Source organism: Streptomyces vinaceus (genome assembly GCF_008704935.1).
In the GTDB taxonomy this organism is placed as follows: Bacteria; Actinomycetota; Actinomycetes; order Streptomycetales; family Streptomycetaceae; genus Streptomyces; species Streptomyces vinaceus.
This window is the reverse complement of record NZ_CP023692.1, coordinates 2,568,927-2,583,967: the sequence shown is the minus strand read 5'-3', so window position 1 is coordinate 2,583,967 and position 15,041 is coordinate 2,568,927. Positions and strand designations below refer to the sequence as shown.

Genomic DNA, 15,041 nt, shown 5'->3' with positions numbered 1-15,041 from the left:
GAGGGGGCCGCGGCCGCCTCAGCGGCGCGGCCCGAGGGTACGGGCGAGCAGGTCCGCGGCCGCCGCGAGGTGGGCGCGGGCCTCGGCCAGCCTGGCCGGGGTGACCCCGTGGTCGCGGGCCGCGTCGCGCACGTCGTCGCGGAAGCGGTCCAGCAGCCGGTCCAGGTCACGCGCCGGGTCGCCGGTGGAGGCGAGGTCCTCGGCCCAGTGCGGGGCGGCGGGGGCCGAGGGCGCGGCGCCGGAGGCGGGATCGGCCGCGGTCGTGGCGGCCTTGCCGGTGCTGGTGCCGGTGCCGGTGCTCGTGCCCGCGCCGGTGGCCGTGCCGGTGCTCGTGCCCGCGCCGGTGCCCGCGCCGCTTCCGCCGAGCCAGCTTCCGGCCAGGTTGCCCAGCATTCCGCCGGACTTCGCGAACTGCTCCTGGAACTGGCTCGCGATCCGCATGACCTCCTCGCGGGCCCGCTCCTGCGCCTCCTTGGCCTGGCGGCGGGCCGCCTGCGCCTCCTCGCGGGCCCGGCGGCTCTCGTCCTTCGCCCGGCGGGCCTGCTCCTTCCACTCCTGCCTGGCCTTGCGCAGCTCCTCCTTGGCCGCCGCCCAGGACGCGTCCTCGACCGGGGTCGCCGACGCGGAGGCCGCGGCCCGCATCTCGCGCCGCAGCGCGCCCGCGGCGCCCCGTACGTCGTCACGGATCTCGGCGGCCAGTTCGGAGACCGATTCGCGGATCTCCAGCTCCAGGTCGGCGAGTTCACCGCCGCGGTCGGCCAGTTCGGCGCGGCCCGCCTCGGTGATGGAGTACACCTTGCGCCCGCCTTCGGTGGCGTACGTGACCAGGCCCTCGGCCTCCAGCTTGGCCAGCCGGGGGTACACCGTGCCCGCGGAGGGCGCGTACAGGCCCTGGAAGCGCTCCTCCAGCAGGCGGATCACCTCGTACCCGTGCCGCGGGGCCTCGTCCAGCAGCTTGAGCAGGTAGAGGCGGAGGCGGCCGTGGGCGAAGACGGGCGGCATGTCAGAGCACCTTCTTGTCGAGCACGAGCGGGGCGGCGGCGCCTTCGTCGGCCGTGGACTCGGCGGCCGGGCGGCGCAGCAGGGCGATGGAGCCCGAGACGGTGGTGGCCCGCAGGGTGCCGGAACCGGAGCCGAGCGTGCCGGTGATGTGCTTGGCGGCGAAATTGCCGGAGACGACCAGGTCCTCGAAGGCGTTGGAGAGGCTGCCGGTGGTGGTGTTGGCCTCCACGCGGGCGTCGGCGGGGTGCGGGAGACGGATCGCCACCTGCCCGGAGACGGAGTTCAGGCAGATGTCCACCGGGCGCGGGGCGGCCGGGTCGGGGGCGAGGTCGACGAGCATGTCGCCGCTGACCGAGTCCGCCCGTACGCTGCCGCCGGCGCCGTCGACGACGGTCAGGCCGCCGGAGACGGAGTGGAAGCCGAGCTTTCCGGTGAGGGACTGGGCCTCGACGCCGCCGGACACGGTGTTCGCGCCGACCTTGCCGGACAGGCCCACCAGCGTGACGTCGCCGGAGACCCCGTGGACGTCGGTGTCGGCGGCGATGCCGGAGACGACCGCGGCGGCGCTGACGGCCGCGAGCTGCACGCGGGTAGCGGCGGGGACGGTCAGGGTCACGGTGGCGCTGCGCTCCCAGGCCTTGCGGCCCAGGCCCGTACGGGACCAGGACTTCCAGGGCTTGGTCTCGAACCACTCCTTGAAGCCCTGGGCGCCGTTCCAGGGGAGGTCCTCGTAGGAGACGGTGAGGGTGGCGCCGTGCTGCACGACGTACAGCGGCGGCCCGTCGAGGGCGGCCACCTCCAGCCGGGCCGGACCCTCGTCGGCGACCACGTTCACCGTGCCGCCGACGACGCGGACGCGGAGCTCGGTCACCGGCTCCTCGAAGGTGAGCTTCTGCGGTTCGGCGATCGACCACGTCTTCTGCTCTGCCATGGTGCTTGAGCCTCCTCGGCGTACGGACACGGCACGCAACATATCGCGTCTTCTGAGGAACACGATATATCGCGGATCCCCGAAGTCAAGCCTCCGCCCGCCCCGGGACCGGCGGCCGTCCACCGCCGCCGGAGGGCGGCACACGGAAGCCCCCGCCGCACGGCGGGGGCTCGGTTCAGGCCTGTGGGAAGGGGCCCCGCCCGGGTGGGCGGGGCCCCTTCGGGGTCACTCCTCGTCCTCGTCCTCGTCGTCCAGGCGGGCGAGCCAGGTGGCCAGCCGTTCCACCGGGACCTCGAAGTCCGGGTTGAGGTCGACGAAGGTGCGGAGCTGCTCGGCGAGCCACTCGAAGGTGACCTCCTCCTCGCCGCGCCGCTTCTCCAGCTCCTCGATGCCGCGATCGGTGAAGTACAAGTCGGGCTCCGTGCCGTGATGAAGGCGTGCAGGGGACGTTTCCCGCCAGGATAATCCGCATACCCGGCGAGACCTCCCCTCTTGCGGGCCCCGGCGCTAGCCTGGACGGCCTCCACACCTGAGGGGGCAGGGGATGCAGGACGGGCGCACGGGCGGCACCGCGCGCGCCTACGAGCTCCTCGAACCCCTCGTCCAGGCGGCCACCGTGCGCGTCCACGCGGCTCCGGACGGGTATGCACCCCCTGGGACCGGTCCCACCTGGGGGAGCGGGTTCTTCATCGCCCCGGGCTGGGTCCTGACGTGCGCGCACGTCATCGGCGAAGGGGGTGCGGCGGTGCGTCTCGTGGGGCGTGAGCTCGGCATCACCTTCTCCTCCGGCGCCGACGGCGCCACCGGCACCGTCACCGGCCGCGTCGAGTGCGTCCTGCCCGAGCGGCTGGAGGAGCGGCGCCCCGCCCGCCGCGCCCTGTGGGACCTGCCCGACCTGGCGCTGGTCCGGGTCCTCGCCCCGGTCACGCACGCCTGCGTACGGCTCACCGACCGCGGCAGACCGCGCCTGGACGAGGTCGCCTACTTCGGATGCACGGAGGACCTCGGCGCCCCCGAGATCACCGGCCGCACCACCCGGCTGCGCGGCACGGCCGCCGGCGGCGCCGCCCTGCGCCTCGGCGACGACGACGAGATCGAGCCCGGCATGTCCGGCGGCCCGGTCGTCGACCTGGCCCGCGGCGAGGTCGTCGGCGTGGTCAAGGCCCGCCGCAACACCGGCGGCGGCGGACTCGCCGTGTCCGTCGTGCAGTTACGGACCCTGCCGCTGGCCGCCACCGGCCAGGTCGGGCTCTACCGCCGCGTCATGCAGGCACACGACCTCTACCACTACGACCAGCACCTCAGCGACCTGAACAGCCGCCGCACCTGGACCGACGTCCACGACGAACTCCCGGCGCGCGAGGACCCGTACGAGGGCCGCAGACGCCTCACCGCCGCCGAACGCACCACCCTGTGCGGGCTGCTCGCCGAACTGCCCCCGCCGCGCTCCTCCGAGGAGGTACGGGCGCTGGTCGAGGCGGCCCGCGGCGAGGAGCCGGACCCCGGGCTGCCGGCCCCGCTCAGCTGGCGCGACGGGCTCGGCATGCTGCACGACCCGCCGGGCGGTGCCGGCGAGGCCGCCGCGATGCTGCGCTACGCCACCGACGTCAGCGTCGCCGACCACCGCGAACCCCCCGCCCCGGGCGCCGACGAGGAGCTGTGGGACTGGGTACGGGCCACCGCCGAGCGGCTGTGGCGGCCCCTGCGGCGGGAGCTCGGCGAGCGCCACGAACGGGGCCTGGCGCAGCGCGACCGGCGCCGCCGGGCCCGCGCCGACAGCCGGCCGAACGGGCACACCCGGCCGTCCGGCGCCCTGCCCCAGGGGCCCTCCGTGCTGCTGGAGGCGTGGGCGCACGGCTGGGAGGACGTCTACGACTGGCGCGTCTCGGTGCTCTACGGGCCCGCCCACCCCGGCCGGGTGACCCCGGTGGACTCGGGCGTACGGGCCACCCGCGCCGGCCTCGCCGAAGCGCTGCGGGTCCCGCTGGCCGAGGCCTTCCGCCGCTGCGACACCCACGAGGCGGCGGCCCTCCTCGAAGTCGCCGTGGCCCCCGAGCTGTTCGGCCTGCCCGTGGACACCTGGACGGTGGCCGGCCGTACCCCGCTCGGCGTCCAGCGGCCGGTGGTGTTCCGCTACCCGGCCGGCACCGGGGCGATCCCCACCGACGACGAGGCCGACCACCGCCGGGCCGACCGCTGGACCCGCGTCCAGGCCGGACCCCTGGCCGACGAGCGGGCCGACTGCGACCGCGGCCGCCCCAGGGCACCGGCGCCGGAATGGCTCGACGCGCTGCCGGACAACACCGTGCCCGTGCACTGCCGGGCCGCCGAGGCGGAGCCCACCCGCGGCTCCCTGTACGGGGTCCGCGACGCCGGGTACGGGGTGGCCGTCACCCGGCGGCCCCCGGCCGACCCGGCGGCCGACTGCGCGCCGTTCCACCGCGGACTGCGCGAGGAGCTGACCGAGGCGGCGCGGGGAGCGCCGCTGCCGGTCCGGCTCCAGGCACTGCGGGCACGCGCGCACGGGGCCGACCCGGACGCGTACTGGGCGGACGGGATGGCCCTCGTATGGGACGACCCGGCCCGCGCGCTGCCCGAAGACGAGCCGCTGCAGGGCGACCTGTGACGGGCGGGAGGGGGAGGGAGCAGGCGTGAACGAGGAATGGCTCATCTACCGGGGGGTCGGCGAACCCCACGACGGGATCGAGGCCCTGCCCGATCCGCCGCCGTGGCGGGATTTCGACGGCGGCCCCGTCGGCGAGCCCGGCGGACCGGCGGACACGGCCGACGGCAACGTCACGCGGCGCCTCGGCGCACACCGGCAGGCCGCCGAACTGCACCGGCCGGAACCGGAGGAGCTGGAGGCCATCAACGCGGCCCTGTACCTGCGCAGGCCGCTGCTGGTGACCGGCTACCCCGGAACCGGGAAGTCCACCCTCGCGCACGCCGTCGCCCACGAGCTGAAGCTCGGCCGGGTGCTGCGCTGGCCCGTCGTCTCGCGGACCGTGCTCCAGGAGGGCCTGTACCGCTACGACGCCATCGCCCGGCTCCAGGACGTGCAGATCGCCGCGAGCGGCGGCCTGTCGGGCGGCCCGCCGGGCGGGGGAGCGGGCGGGGAACCCGGCGCGGGCCCCGGCGGCGGACCCGGCGCCCGACCCGGGCCCGGCCCCGCCACGCCCCCCGGCATCGGCAAGTACATCCGCCTCGGCCCCCTCGGAACGGCCCTGCTGCCCACCGAACGCCCCCGCGTCCTGCTCATCGACGAGCTCGACAAGAGCGACATCGACCTGCCCAACGACCTCCTGAACGTCTTGGAGGAAGGCGAGTTCGCCCTCCCCGAGCTCGAACGCGTCGCCGACACCGAACCCGAGGTGCAGGTGCTCACCGACGACGGCGCGAAGGTCACCGTCCGGGGCGGCCGCGTGCGCTGCCGGGCCTTCCCCTTCATCATCCTGACCAGCAACGGCGAACGGGACTTCCCCGCCGCCCTGCTGCGCCGCTGCATCCAGCTCAAACTCGGCCAGCCCGGCGAGAAACGGCTCGCCACCATGGTCCGCGCGCACCTCGGCGAGGAGGCCGCCCAGCTCGGGGCCGACCTGATCCGGGAGTTCCTCACCCGCTCCCAGTCCGAACTCGTCGCCGCCGACCAGCTGCTGAACGCCATCTACCTCACCCACTACGCCGCCCCGCCCACCCGGGAGGACCTCGCCGACCTGCTCATCCAGCGCCTCGACCGCCCGAGGTGAGCGCCGGTGCACCCCGAACGGCCGCCCCTGCCCGCTGCCGCGCCCCCCGGCCCGGCGCCCGTCCCCGCCGCCCTGCGCGACCTCGCCGGGCTGCTGCGCGCCGCCGGGCTCGACCCCACCGCCGAGGAGCTCGCCGACGCGCTGTGGCTGGCCGGGCGGATCGGCCCGGCGGGCCCCGCCGGGCCCGGGCGGGAGCGGACCGCCCCGGTCCGGCGGACGCGGGCCCCCGGCGGGGCGGCTCCGGCCGAGGAGGAGCCCGTACGGCCCGAGCCCGATCCGGAGGATCCGGTCCGGCTCTACGCCTCCCGGCTCCTGGGGGCCGTCGCGGAGGAGGCGGCCGAGTTCCCGGGGGGCGCCGGAGTGCCCGTACGGGTCCCCGGCGCGGCCGCGCTGCCCCGGATCCTGGAGATCCAGCGGGCGTTGCGCGCCCTCCAGCGGCACCGGCCGCCCGGCCCGCCCACCCGCCTGGTCCTCGACGAGCCCGCCACCGCCGAGGCCAGCGCCCGCGCCCTGGGGCTGGTCATCCCCGTGCTGCGGCCCGAGAGCCGGCGCGAGGCGACCGTCCGGCTCGTCATGGACGCCTCCCCGTCGATGGCCGTCTGGCACGACATGTTCGAGGAACTGCGCTCCGTCTGCGAGCGGCTCGGCGCCTTCCGCGACGTACAGGTCCACTACCTGCACCGGCTCGGCGACGGCCGGGCCGCCGTCGGACGCGGACCCGGCCCCGGCACCCGCCTGCGCTCCGGGGACCAGCTGCGCGACCCCACCGGGCGGGCGCTGACCATGGTCGTCTCCGACTGCGCCGGTCCGCTGTGGCGCGAGGGCGAGGCCCAGCGGCTGCTGCACCGCTGGGCCGAGTGCACCCCCTGCGTCGTCGTCCAGCCGCTGCCGCAGCGGCTGTGGAGCCGCAGCTGGCTGCCGACCGAGCGGGGTTCCCTCACCCGGGCCGAGGGGGGCTCCGGGAAGCTGCGGTTCCGCCCCGACCGGCCGGTCCGGGGCGGCCGGGCCGCCGGCGGGCTCATCGTCCCCGTCCTGCCGCCCAGCGCCGTCGCCCTCGGCTCCTGGGCCCGCCTCGTCGCCGGACTCGGCACCGGACCCGTCCCCGCCGAAGTCGGCCGCGTCCTCGCCGACCACCCCGCCGCGCCCCTGCCGCCGCCGCGCGCCGCGCGTCCGCCGCGCGAACTGGTGCGCCGCTTCCGGGCCTCGGCCTCGCCGCGCGCCGTCCAGCTCGCCGTGTACCTGTCGGCGGCGCCGCTGACCCTGCCCGTGATGGCCCTCGTACAGCGCACGATGCTGCCCGACTCGGAGCCCTCGGACCTGGCGGAGGTGCTGCTCAGCGGGTTGCTGCGGCGCGGCCAGGCCGCCGGGCAGTGGTACGAGTTCGTGCCCGGCGTCCAGGACGTGCTGCTCGGGCCGCTCGGCCGGGACGAGGCCGCGCTCGTGCTCAAGCACTGCTCCGAGTACGTGCTCGCGCACTTCGGGCGGGGCGTACGGAACTTCCCGGCGCTGGCCGTCTCCCAGCTCACCGGCGCCCCGCTGATCGAGGAGGGCGGCGAGGAGCGGGTCCCGGCCGGGCGGCTCCCGCAGGCCTTCGCCGAGGTCTCGGCCCGCGTCGTACGGCGCTACCTGCCCGGGCCGCCCGCAGAGGACGCGGGCGTCCCCGAACCGGTCGCACCCCCGCCCGGGCGGGCCTGGGCGGTGCGCACGGCCCGCGACCGGCTCGCCGCCCAGGACCGCCAGGGGGGCGAGGGCGGACCGCGCGGGCTGTACGAGGCCGTCGCCGTACTGCGCCGGGCCGTCGCCGCACCGGCCGGACCCGGGGACGTACCCGGCGAGGCCGAGTGCGAGCTGGCCACGGTCCTGCTGCGGCTGTGGGCCGGCCAGCGGGACCCCGAACTGCTGGCGGAGGCCGAGCGGGCGGTGGCCGGACTCGGCACCCCGCCCGCCCGGGCCGTACTCGGCCGGATCCTGTACGAGCGGGCCCTGGCCGCCGAGCCGGACCCGGAGCTGCTGGCCGCGGCGGAACGGGAGTTCGCCGCCGTCGGGGGCGACCCCGACCCCGGGCTGGACCCGGGGCTGCGCCTGGACTGCGTGGTCCGCCGGGCGCAGACCCTGGTCCGCCTCGGCGAGCTCCGCGAGGACACGGGCGCGCTGCGCGAAGCCCGCTCCGCGCTGGAGGCGGTCAGCGGAGCCCCCGCCTCCGACCCGGTGCTGCGGCCCGCCCTCGGACGGGTCCTGCTCGCGCTGCTGCCCCGCACCCCCGACCCGGCGGAGCGCACGGCGCTGGCCGGGGAAGCCGCCGGGCACCTGGCGGCCGGCCTCGCCGCCGCGCTGGCCGCCGCGCCGCCCGACGGACCCCCCGGGGCGGCCGCCGCCCGCCTCCGGGTGGAGCTGGCCACCGCCCTGCGGTACCTGCCCGGGCGGCTGGAGGAGGCGGCCGGGCAGCTCGGCCTGGCCCTGACCGAGGCCGCCGCCGGCGAGGCCGAGCTGCGGCTGGCCGCCCTGGTGTGCCTGGCGCGGGTCCACCGGGCGCGCTCCGCGCGGGACGCGGACCCGGCGGCCCTGGAGGACGCGGCCGAGGCGTACGGCCGGGCCCGCCGGCTGATCCCCCGCGATGCGGAGGCGTACGGGGAACTGCTGCCCGAGTGGGGCGACGTACTGCTGGAGCGGGCGCGGGCGGCCGACGGGCGGCGCTTCACCTCGGCGGCCGTACGGGTGCTGCGCGACAGCCGGGCGGCGGTCCCGCAGTCCGACCCGCGCTCGGCGGAGCGCCTGGTGCGGCTGGCGGAGGGGCTGCGGCTGCGGCACGCGTACGAGGGCGACGTGGTGGACCTGCGCGAAGCCGAGTACCTGCTGGAACTGGCCGTCCGGCAGAGCCGGAGCCCGCTGGAACAGGCCCGCGCCTGGCGCGAGCACGGCGACGTCCAGCAGGAGATCCACGCGCACACCCGGGCACCGGACCGCCTCGACCGGGCGGCCGACTCCTACCGGCGGTCCTGGCGCTGCGCGCTCGCCGCCGACCGCGAGGACCGGCGGGACGTGGCGGTGGAACTGGGGGCCCGGGTCCAGGAGTTGAGAGGGGAAGTACTGGAGCGCCTGGCGCGGCCCCGGGCGGCGCTGGACGCGTACCGCTCGGCGCTGGAGCTGTGGACCCGGCTGGGGGACGCGGCCGCAGGCCGGCGGGAGGCACTGGGATCCCGGGTCCGCACCCTGGAGGCGGGGCTGTGATCCCGGCCGCCGGGTAAGGGACCATCGGACATCGCGACGCGCGACTCAACGGGGGGACGGGCAGCCCATGGTGACTCGGCAGCAGGAAGCGGAAACGGCGGCCTCGGCCTGCCCGGGGCAGTTGCCGGACCTCTCGGGTTTCGATCTGGCCGCACTGCGCGGGATCGACCACCCCGTGCTGGCCCGGGTCATCGAGGGCATGGTGGAGCGGGTCACCCACCCCGCCGAGATCCTCAACGCCTTCGACTCGGGCGTCGCCTGACCGCGGCGGCGGGGCGGCGGTGGCGGGCGGCGCCGGCCCCTCACGCACCGCAGTCCCAAGGCCACGCAGCGCACCCACAGTTGACCCGTTTCCGCCGTTAGCCGGTGCCGTCCGCCGGGCAGGGATGGACCGTCCGCGGCGCGGGAGGTGCAGGCGATGAGGCAGACCGACACGAGCGGCGCCGTGCTGCCCTCCTTACGGAACCACCTGGTCCACGCCCCGTGGCCGTACGCACGCCTCGACGTGCCCGGGCTCCGCGCGGCCGGCCACCGGCCGCACCCGGTACGGCAGTTCGTCCTCAAGACCCGCAGCCGCTGCAACCTCGCCTGCACCTACTGCTACGTGTACGAGATGGCCGACCAGGGCTGGCGCGGCCAGCCCGCCGCCATGTCCCCGGCCACCACCGCCCGCGCCGCCGCGCGCATCGCCGAGCACGCCGCCGCCCACGAGCTGCCCCGCGTCGACCTGGTCCTGCACGGCGGGGAACCCCTGCTGACCGCCCCCGCCGAGCTGGCGGCGCCCGTCGACGCCGTACGGGCCGCCCTCGCCCGGACCTCGCCGCGGACCCGGGTCACCGCCACCGTCCAGACCAACGGCACCCTGCTCACCCGCGGCCGGCTGGGGGCCCTCGCCGCCGCCGGGATCCGGGTCGGCGTGAGCCTCGACGGCGGGCTGCCCGCGCACAACGCGCGCCGGGTGGACCGCACCGGGCGCCCGGGGTTCGGGGCCGCGGCGCGGGGGCTGCGCCTGCTCGCCCGCCACCCCGAGAGCTATGCCGGGGTGCTCTGCGTCGTCGACCTCGCCCAGGACCCGGTGGAGACGTACGAGTCCCTGCTCGCCTTCACCCCGCCGGTCATCGGGCTGCTGCTGCCGCTGGCCAACTGGAACACCCCGCCGCCCGGCCACCGGCCGCCCCGCACCCCGTACGCCGACTGGCTCGTCGCCGTCTTCGAGCGCTGGTGGCACGAGGCGGAGCTGCGGACCCGGATCCGGATCTTCGAGGAGATCATCGCCCTGCTGCTCGGACTGCCCGCCGCCACCGAAACCCTCGGCCTCGCCCCCGCCGCCACCGCCGTGATCGAGACCGACGGGGGCATCGAGCAGGCCGACTCGCTCAAATCCGCCTACGAGGGCGCCGCGGCCACCGGGATGACGGTGGAGAGCCACGGCTTCGACGCGTTCCTCGACCACCCCGGGCTCGCCGCCCGCCAGCTGGGGCGGGAGGCGCTGGCCGAAACCTGCCGCGCCTGCGAGCTCGTCGAGGTCTGCGGCGGCGGCCACTACCCGCACCGCTACCGCGCCGCGGAAGGCTTCCGGCAGCCCTCCGTGTACTGCGCCGACCTCCAGGTCCTCATCCGTCACATCGCGGCGGCCCTCCACCGGGCCGCCGCACGGGAGCCCGGCCGGGCGGCCGCCTCGTGAGCGCGGCCCTGACCGGGTTCACCGTCACCTCGGCCACCCTGGGCGCCCTCGCCTCCACCGAGCCCTCCGCCGACGGCACCCGCCTGGTCCGCGACATCCGCCGCTCCAAGCGGCTCGTCCTGCTGCGCGGGGTCCTCGACGCCGCCCCCGGCGGCCGGGCCGGAGAGGCCGCCGACCACTGGGCCCTGCTGGAGGAGGCCGAACGGCACGACCCCGAGGCCGTCCGCGACGTACTGCACTACCCGGCCACCGGGGTCTGGGCCGAGGAGACCCTGCGCCGGCTGCACGCCCCGTACGGGCCGCCGGCCGACCTCGGCCACCTCGGTGCGCTCGCCGTCGCCGCGGCCCTGCGCTCCGGCATCACCTTCAAAGCCACGCTCCGGCCCGTCCACGGCCGCCTCGTCCTGCCCACCCTCGGACTGCTGCGCCCCGCCCGGCCCGGCCCGCTCGCCCTCACCGAGCGCTGCTGGGACCCCGAGGACCCCGGAGCCCTCCTCCTGCACGCCCTGCCCGGCGGCCGTACCGCCCTCGACGACCTCGACCCCTACCGGGCCCCCGGACCCGCCCACCCCGGGCCCGTCCGCCCCGCCCGGCGGCTCACTCCCAAGGGCCACAAGCGCTGGGACACCCAGTGGTCCGGAGCGCTCACCCTGCTCGACCGGTACGACACCGCCCGCGCCGAGGAGATCGGCCTGCTGCTGCGCTCCGTCGTCCCGCTGGGCGGCGGCTCCCGCTCCAGCGGCGCCACCCTGCCCGCGGCCGCCGGCTCCGTGCTCGCGCGTACGCAGGCCCCGCCCGCGCTGGCCGCCACCCTCGTCCACGAGGTCCAGCACGGCAAGCTCACCGCCCTCGCCGACGTACTGACCCTGCACACCGCCGACCGCACCCCCCGGCACTGGGCCCCCTGGCGCAGCGACCCCCGCCCGTTGGAGGGGCTCCTGCACGGCGCGTACGCCCACCTGGCCCTGGCCGGCTATTGGCAGCGCGCCGCCCTCTACGGCGCCCGCGGGGCCTGGGCCCAGCACGCCCGGATCCGGGCCCAGGTCGCCGCCGTCCTGCCCGCGCTCCGCCGGCACCCCCGACTGACCACCGCGGGACGGCAGTTCACGGACGCCATGGCCGTGGCCGAACGGTCCATGGACGATCTGCCGCCGCCCGGGGACCAGCACGCCGTCGCCCGCCGCGCCGTCGAGCGGGAGCGCCGCGACTGGTGCGCACGGCACCCCGAACTCGCCCCGTTCACAGAGGGCTGACGGGCCGTCCGCTGCGGTACCTTTTCAAACCCGTCCACCGCCCGGATGCCAGGGAGACGGCCGCATGACCACCGGACTTCGGCAGGACCGAGACCGCGACGCAGCAGCGCAGCCGCAGCGCTTCGTCATCAGCTTCGCCGGGTTCAACCGGCCCTGGGCCGTGTGGATCGCCCACCGCCTGGAGGAGCACGGCCACCGGGTCGCCCTCGCGCGCTGGGACCCGCAGTCCGCCCCCGGCCTCGCCCCCGCCCTCGACGACCTCGCCCGCAGCGGCAGCCGGGTCCTGCTCATCCTCAGCGAGCGCTACTTCTCCGCCGCGGCCCACACCGACGAGGAGTGGAACACCGCCCTGCGCACGGTCACCGACGCCCACCCCGACCGGTTCGCGGCCGTCTGCCTCACCGACGCGCCGCTGCCCAGCGCCGTGGCCGTACTGGAGAAGACCGACCTGTGGGGCCTGGACGCGTACGAGGCCGAGTACCGGGTGCTGCGCCGGCTCGAACTGCCCACCGAACGGATCGGCGCCGAGACCGGGCGGCGCGGCCCCCGCTTCCCCAACGACCCGCCCGAGATCTGGGGCCGGGTCCCGCGCCGCAACCCGCGCTTCACCGGCCGCAACGACGTCATCGGCCGGCTGCGCGCCGCCCTCGCCGACGCCCCGCCCGGCGCCTCGACCGTCACCCTGCTCGGGCTGTCCGGGGTGGGCAAGACGCAGGTCGCCACCGAGTACGCGTACCGCTTCGCCTCCGAGTACGACGTCGTGTGGTGGGTCCCGGCCGAGGACCGGCCCACCCTGCGCGAGCGGCTCGCCGACCTGGCCCCGGCGATGGGCCTGCCGCGCGGCGCGGGCAGCTACGGCGAGCAGATCCGGACCGTCCTGGAGGCGCTGCGCCGCGGATCCCCGTACAGCCGCTGGCTGGTGGTCTTCGACGGCTGCGACAACCCCGACGACCTCACCGATCTGCTGCCCTCGGGCGCCGGCGACGTGATCATCACCTCGCGCAACCGCGAATGGGCCTCCCGGCACACCAGCCTCCTCGAAGTCCCGCTGTACGCACGGCCGGAGTCGATCACCTTCATCCGCCGCCGGGCCCGCCGGCTCACCGGCGAGGAGGCCGACCAGCTCGCCGAGGCGCTGGAGGACTACCCCCTGGCCCTCGACCAGACCGCGGGCTGGCTCGCCGACTCCCCGCTGACGGTCGGCGACTACCTGGCCCTGCTCCAGCGCAGACTGGACACCCGGGAGGCCGTCACCGTCTCCGACGACTACCCGCTGCCCTTCCCGACGGCGCTCGCGATACTGCTGAACAACGTCCGCGAGAACTTCCCCGACGCGCTCGCCCTGCTGCGGCTGTTCGTGTTCTTCGCGCCCGGACCGGTGCCGCTGCGGCTGCTGCGGGAGTTCCCCGCCGCCGACGTCCCCGAGCAGCTCGCCGGGCTGATCAACGACCAGATCCGGTGGAACGCCGCCCTCAACAAGCTCGTGCAGTTCTCCGTCGTCCGCCTCGAATACTCCGACCTGTCGGTGGAGGAGGGCGGCGGTGGGCTGGAGACCGTGCAGCTGCACCGCATGGTGCACGGGATCGTCCGCGAGAACCTCTCCGAGGAGGAGGCCGAACCGCTCTCGCGCGCCGTCCGGCAGGTCCTCGCCGCGGCCGACCCGGGCCGCCCCTCCGACTCCCGCCTGTGGCCGCGGTACGCCGAGCTGATCCCGCACCTGGAGAGCGCCGGGGTCCTGACCAGCAGCAACCCGCGGATCCAGACCTTCCTGCTGCACTGCCTGCGTTACCTGATCCTCGCCGGGGAGTACCGCACCTGCCTGCGGCTCGCCGAGCAGACCGACTCCGTGTGGCGCGCGATGCTCGGCGACGACCACGACCAGGTCCGCGAGCTCAGCTACCACTACGGCGGCGCCCTGCGGATGCTCGGGCACTTCAAGCGCGCCGAGACCCTCGCCAAATCGGTCGCCGACCGGCTGCTGGCCGAGCGGGGCGACCGGGACCTGGAAACCCTGCGCGCCACCAGCACGTACGCCGGGGTGCTGCTCAGCACCGCCAAGTTCGACCAGGCCCGCGAGCTGCTGGAGCACGCCTTCGCCCGCTACCGCGAACTGCTGGGCGAGGACGACTCCACGACGCTGAACGCCGAGAACAACGTCGCGGTCGCGCTGCGGCTGCTCGGCCGCTACCAGGAGGCCTACGACGCCGACCTCGACACCCTGCGCCGGCGCGAGCGGGTGCTGCGCGTACGGCACATCGCCACCCTCTCCTCGGGCATCGGCTGCGCCATGGGACTGCGCCTGATGGGCCGCTACCGCGAGGCCCTCGCCCGCCAGGAACAGGGGCTCAAGCTCAACTCCCAGGTCCTCGGCCCCAACCACCCCCAGACCCTGCGCGCCGAGCACAACCTTGGCATGTGCCTGCGCCGCTCCGGGGACATCCCGGGCGCCGGGGCCCGCCTGCGCAGCGTCCTGGAACGCTCGACCCGGGTCTTCGGCGCCGAGTTCCCCTGGACCCTGATGGTCGCCTCGGACTACGCCACTTACCTGCGGGAGTACGGGGACATCGGCGAGGCCCGCCGGATCTCGGAGGAGGTGGTCCGCGGCTACCAGACCCAACTCGGACTCGCCCACCCGTACAGCATCGGCACGGTCGGCAACCTCGGCCTCGTCCTGCGCGCGCAGGGCGAACGGGTCGAGGCCCTCAACCTGGCGGAACAGGCCCTGGTCGGCATGCGCGGCGCGGTCGGGGACCGCCACCCGTGGACCCTGGGCTGCGCCCTGAACGCCACGGGCCACCGCAACATCACGGGGCACTTCGAGGACGCGGTCTCCCTGAGCCGTGAAACCCTGCGGAACTGCGAACAGGTCCTGGGCCCGGACCACCCGATGACCCTGAGCGCCCAGATCGCCCTGGCGGCCGACCTCCGCTCGGCCCGCGAGGACGCGGAGGCGGGCAAACACGAGGAAGCGGCCCTGAAGGCCCTGACCCGCACCCTGGGCCCCCAACACGTCCACACGGTCTCGGCCCGCCAGCAGAACCGCCCGTACTGGGACTTCGAACCGCAGCCGTAGCGCCCGCGTCGCGCCCGGCGCCCGGTCCGGTGGCGGCGGCCACGAGACCGGGCGGGGCGGGGCCCTCAACCGTCGTGCGACGCGACGACGGCGCCGGAGCCCTCCGGACCGCTTAGCCGTAAGA

General features: G+C 76.4%; 10 protein-coding genes. 7 read left to right on the top strand and 3 right to left on the bottom strand.

Annotated features, from left to right (window positions below; translation table 11 throughout):
• Window positions 1-18: 18 nt before the first annotated feature.
• From CP980_RS11245 to CP980_RS11235, 3 genes are all read right to left on the bottom strand, one after another.
• Window positions 19-1,002: a PadR family transcriptional regulator gene (locus CP980_RS11245; RefSeq protein WP_150528104.1), complete on the bottom strand. Its 984-nt coding sequence runs from the start codon at window positions 1,000-1,002 to the stop codon at window positions 19-21.
• A gap of 1 nt (window position 1,003) precedes the next feature.
• Window positions 1,004-1,933 (bottom strand): DUF4097 family beta strand repeat-containing protein, encoded by a 930-nt coding sequence (locus tag CP980_RS11240; RefSeq protein WP_150528103.1) that lies wholly within the window; start codon window positions 1,931-1,933, stop codon window positions 1,004-1,006.
• Between the two features lie 225 nt (window positions 1,934-2,158).
• Window positions 2,159-2,344, bottom strand: a complete 186-nt coding sequence (locus CP980_RS11235; RefSeq protein WP_030190019.1) for a DUF6104 family protein — start codon at window positions 2,342-2,344, stop codon at window positions 2,159-2,161.
• 133 nt (window positions 2,345-2,477) lie between these two features.
• Here CP980_RS11235 and CP980_RS11230 point away from each other — a divergent pair, with 133 nt between their 5' ends.
• The 7 genes from CP980_RS11230 to fxsT all read left to right on the top strand — a co-directional run bounded on the left by CP980_RS11230 (window position 2,478) and on the right by fxsT (window position 14,917).
• Window positions 2,478-4,559 (top strand): VMAP-C domain-containing protein, encoded by a 2,082-nt coding sequence (locus CP980_RS11230; protein WP_150528102.1) that lies wholly within the window; start codon window positions 2,478-2,480, stop codon window positions 4,557-4,559.
• Between the two features lie 25 nt (window positions 4,560-4,584).
• Window positions 4,585-5,679, top strand: a complete 1,095-nt coding sequence (locus CP980_RS11225) for an AAA family ATPase (protein ID WP_132756679.1) — start codon at window positions 4,585-4,587, stop codon at window positions 5,677-5,679.
• 6 nt (window positions 5,680-5,685) lie between these two features.
• The gene (locus CP980_RS11220; RefSeq protein WP_150528101.1) at window positions 5,686-8,907 is read left to right on the top strand and encodes an SAV_2336 N-terminal domain-related protein; all 3,222 of its coding nucleotides are present in this window, start codon (window positions 5,686-5,688) and stop codon (window positions 8,905-8,907) included.
• Window positions 8,908-8,974: 67 nt separating this feature from the next.
• The gene (fxsA, locus tag CP980_RS11215; RefSeq protein WP_099889521.1) at window positions 8,975-9,169 is read left to right on the top strand and encodes an FxSxx-COOH cyclophane-containing RiPP peptide; all 195 of its coding nucleotides are present in this window, start codon (window positions 8,975-8,977) and stop codon (window positions 9,167-9,169) included.
• A 156-nt stretch (window positions 9,170-9,325) separates the two neighbouring features.
• Window positions 9,326-10,591: an FxsB family cyclophane-forming radical SAM/SPASM peptide maturase gene (locus CP980_RS11210; protein WP_150528100.1), complete on the top strand. Its 1,266-nt coding sequence runs from the start codon at window positions 9,326-9,328 to the stop codon at window positions 10,589-10,591.
• Window positions 10,588-11,844 carry an HEXXH motif domain-containing protein gene (locus CP980_RS11205; protein WP_132756685.1) on the top strand — a complete coding sequence of 419 codons (1,257 nt, stop codon included), beginning with the start codon at window positions 10,588-10,590 and terminating at the stop codon, window positions 11,842-11,844. The genes CP980_RS11210 and CP980_RS11205 overlap by 4 nt, the downstream gene beginning before the upstream one ends.
• 64 nt (window positions 11,845-11,908) lie before the next feature.
• A complete protein-coding gene (gene fxsT, locus CP980_RS11200) occupies window positions 11,909-14,917 on the top strand; it encodes an FxSxx-COOH system tetratricopeptide repeat protein (protein WP_150528099.1) in 3,009 nt (1,002 codons plus the stop codon).
• Window positions 14,918-15,041: the final 124 nt, after the last annotated feature.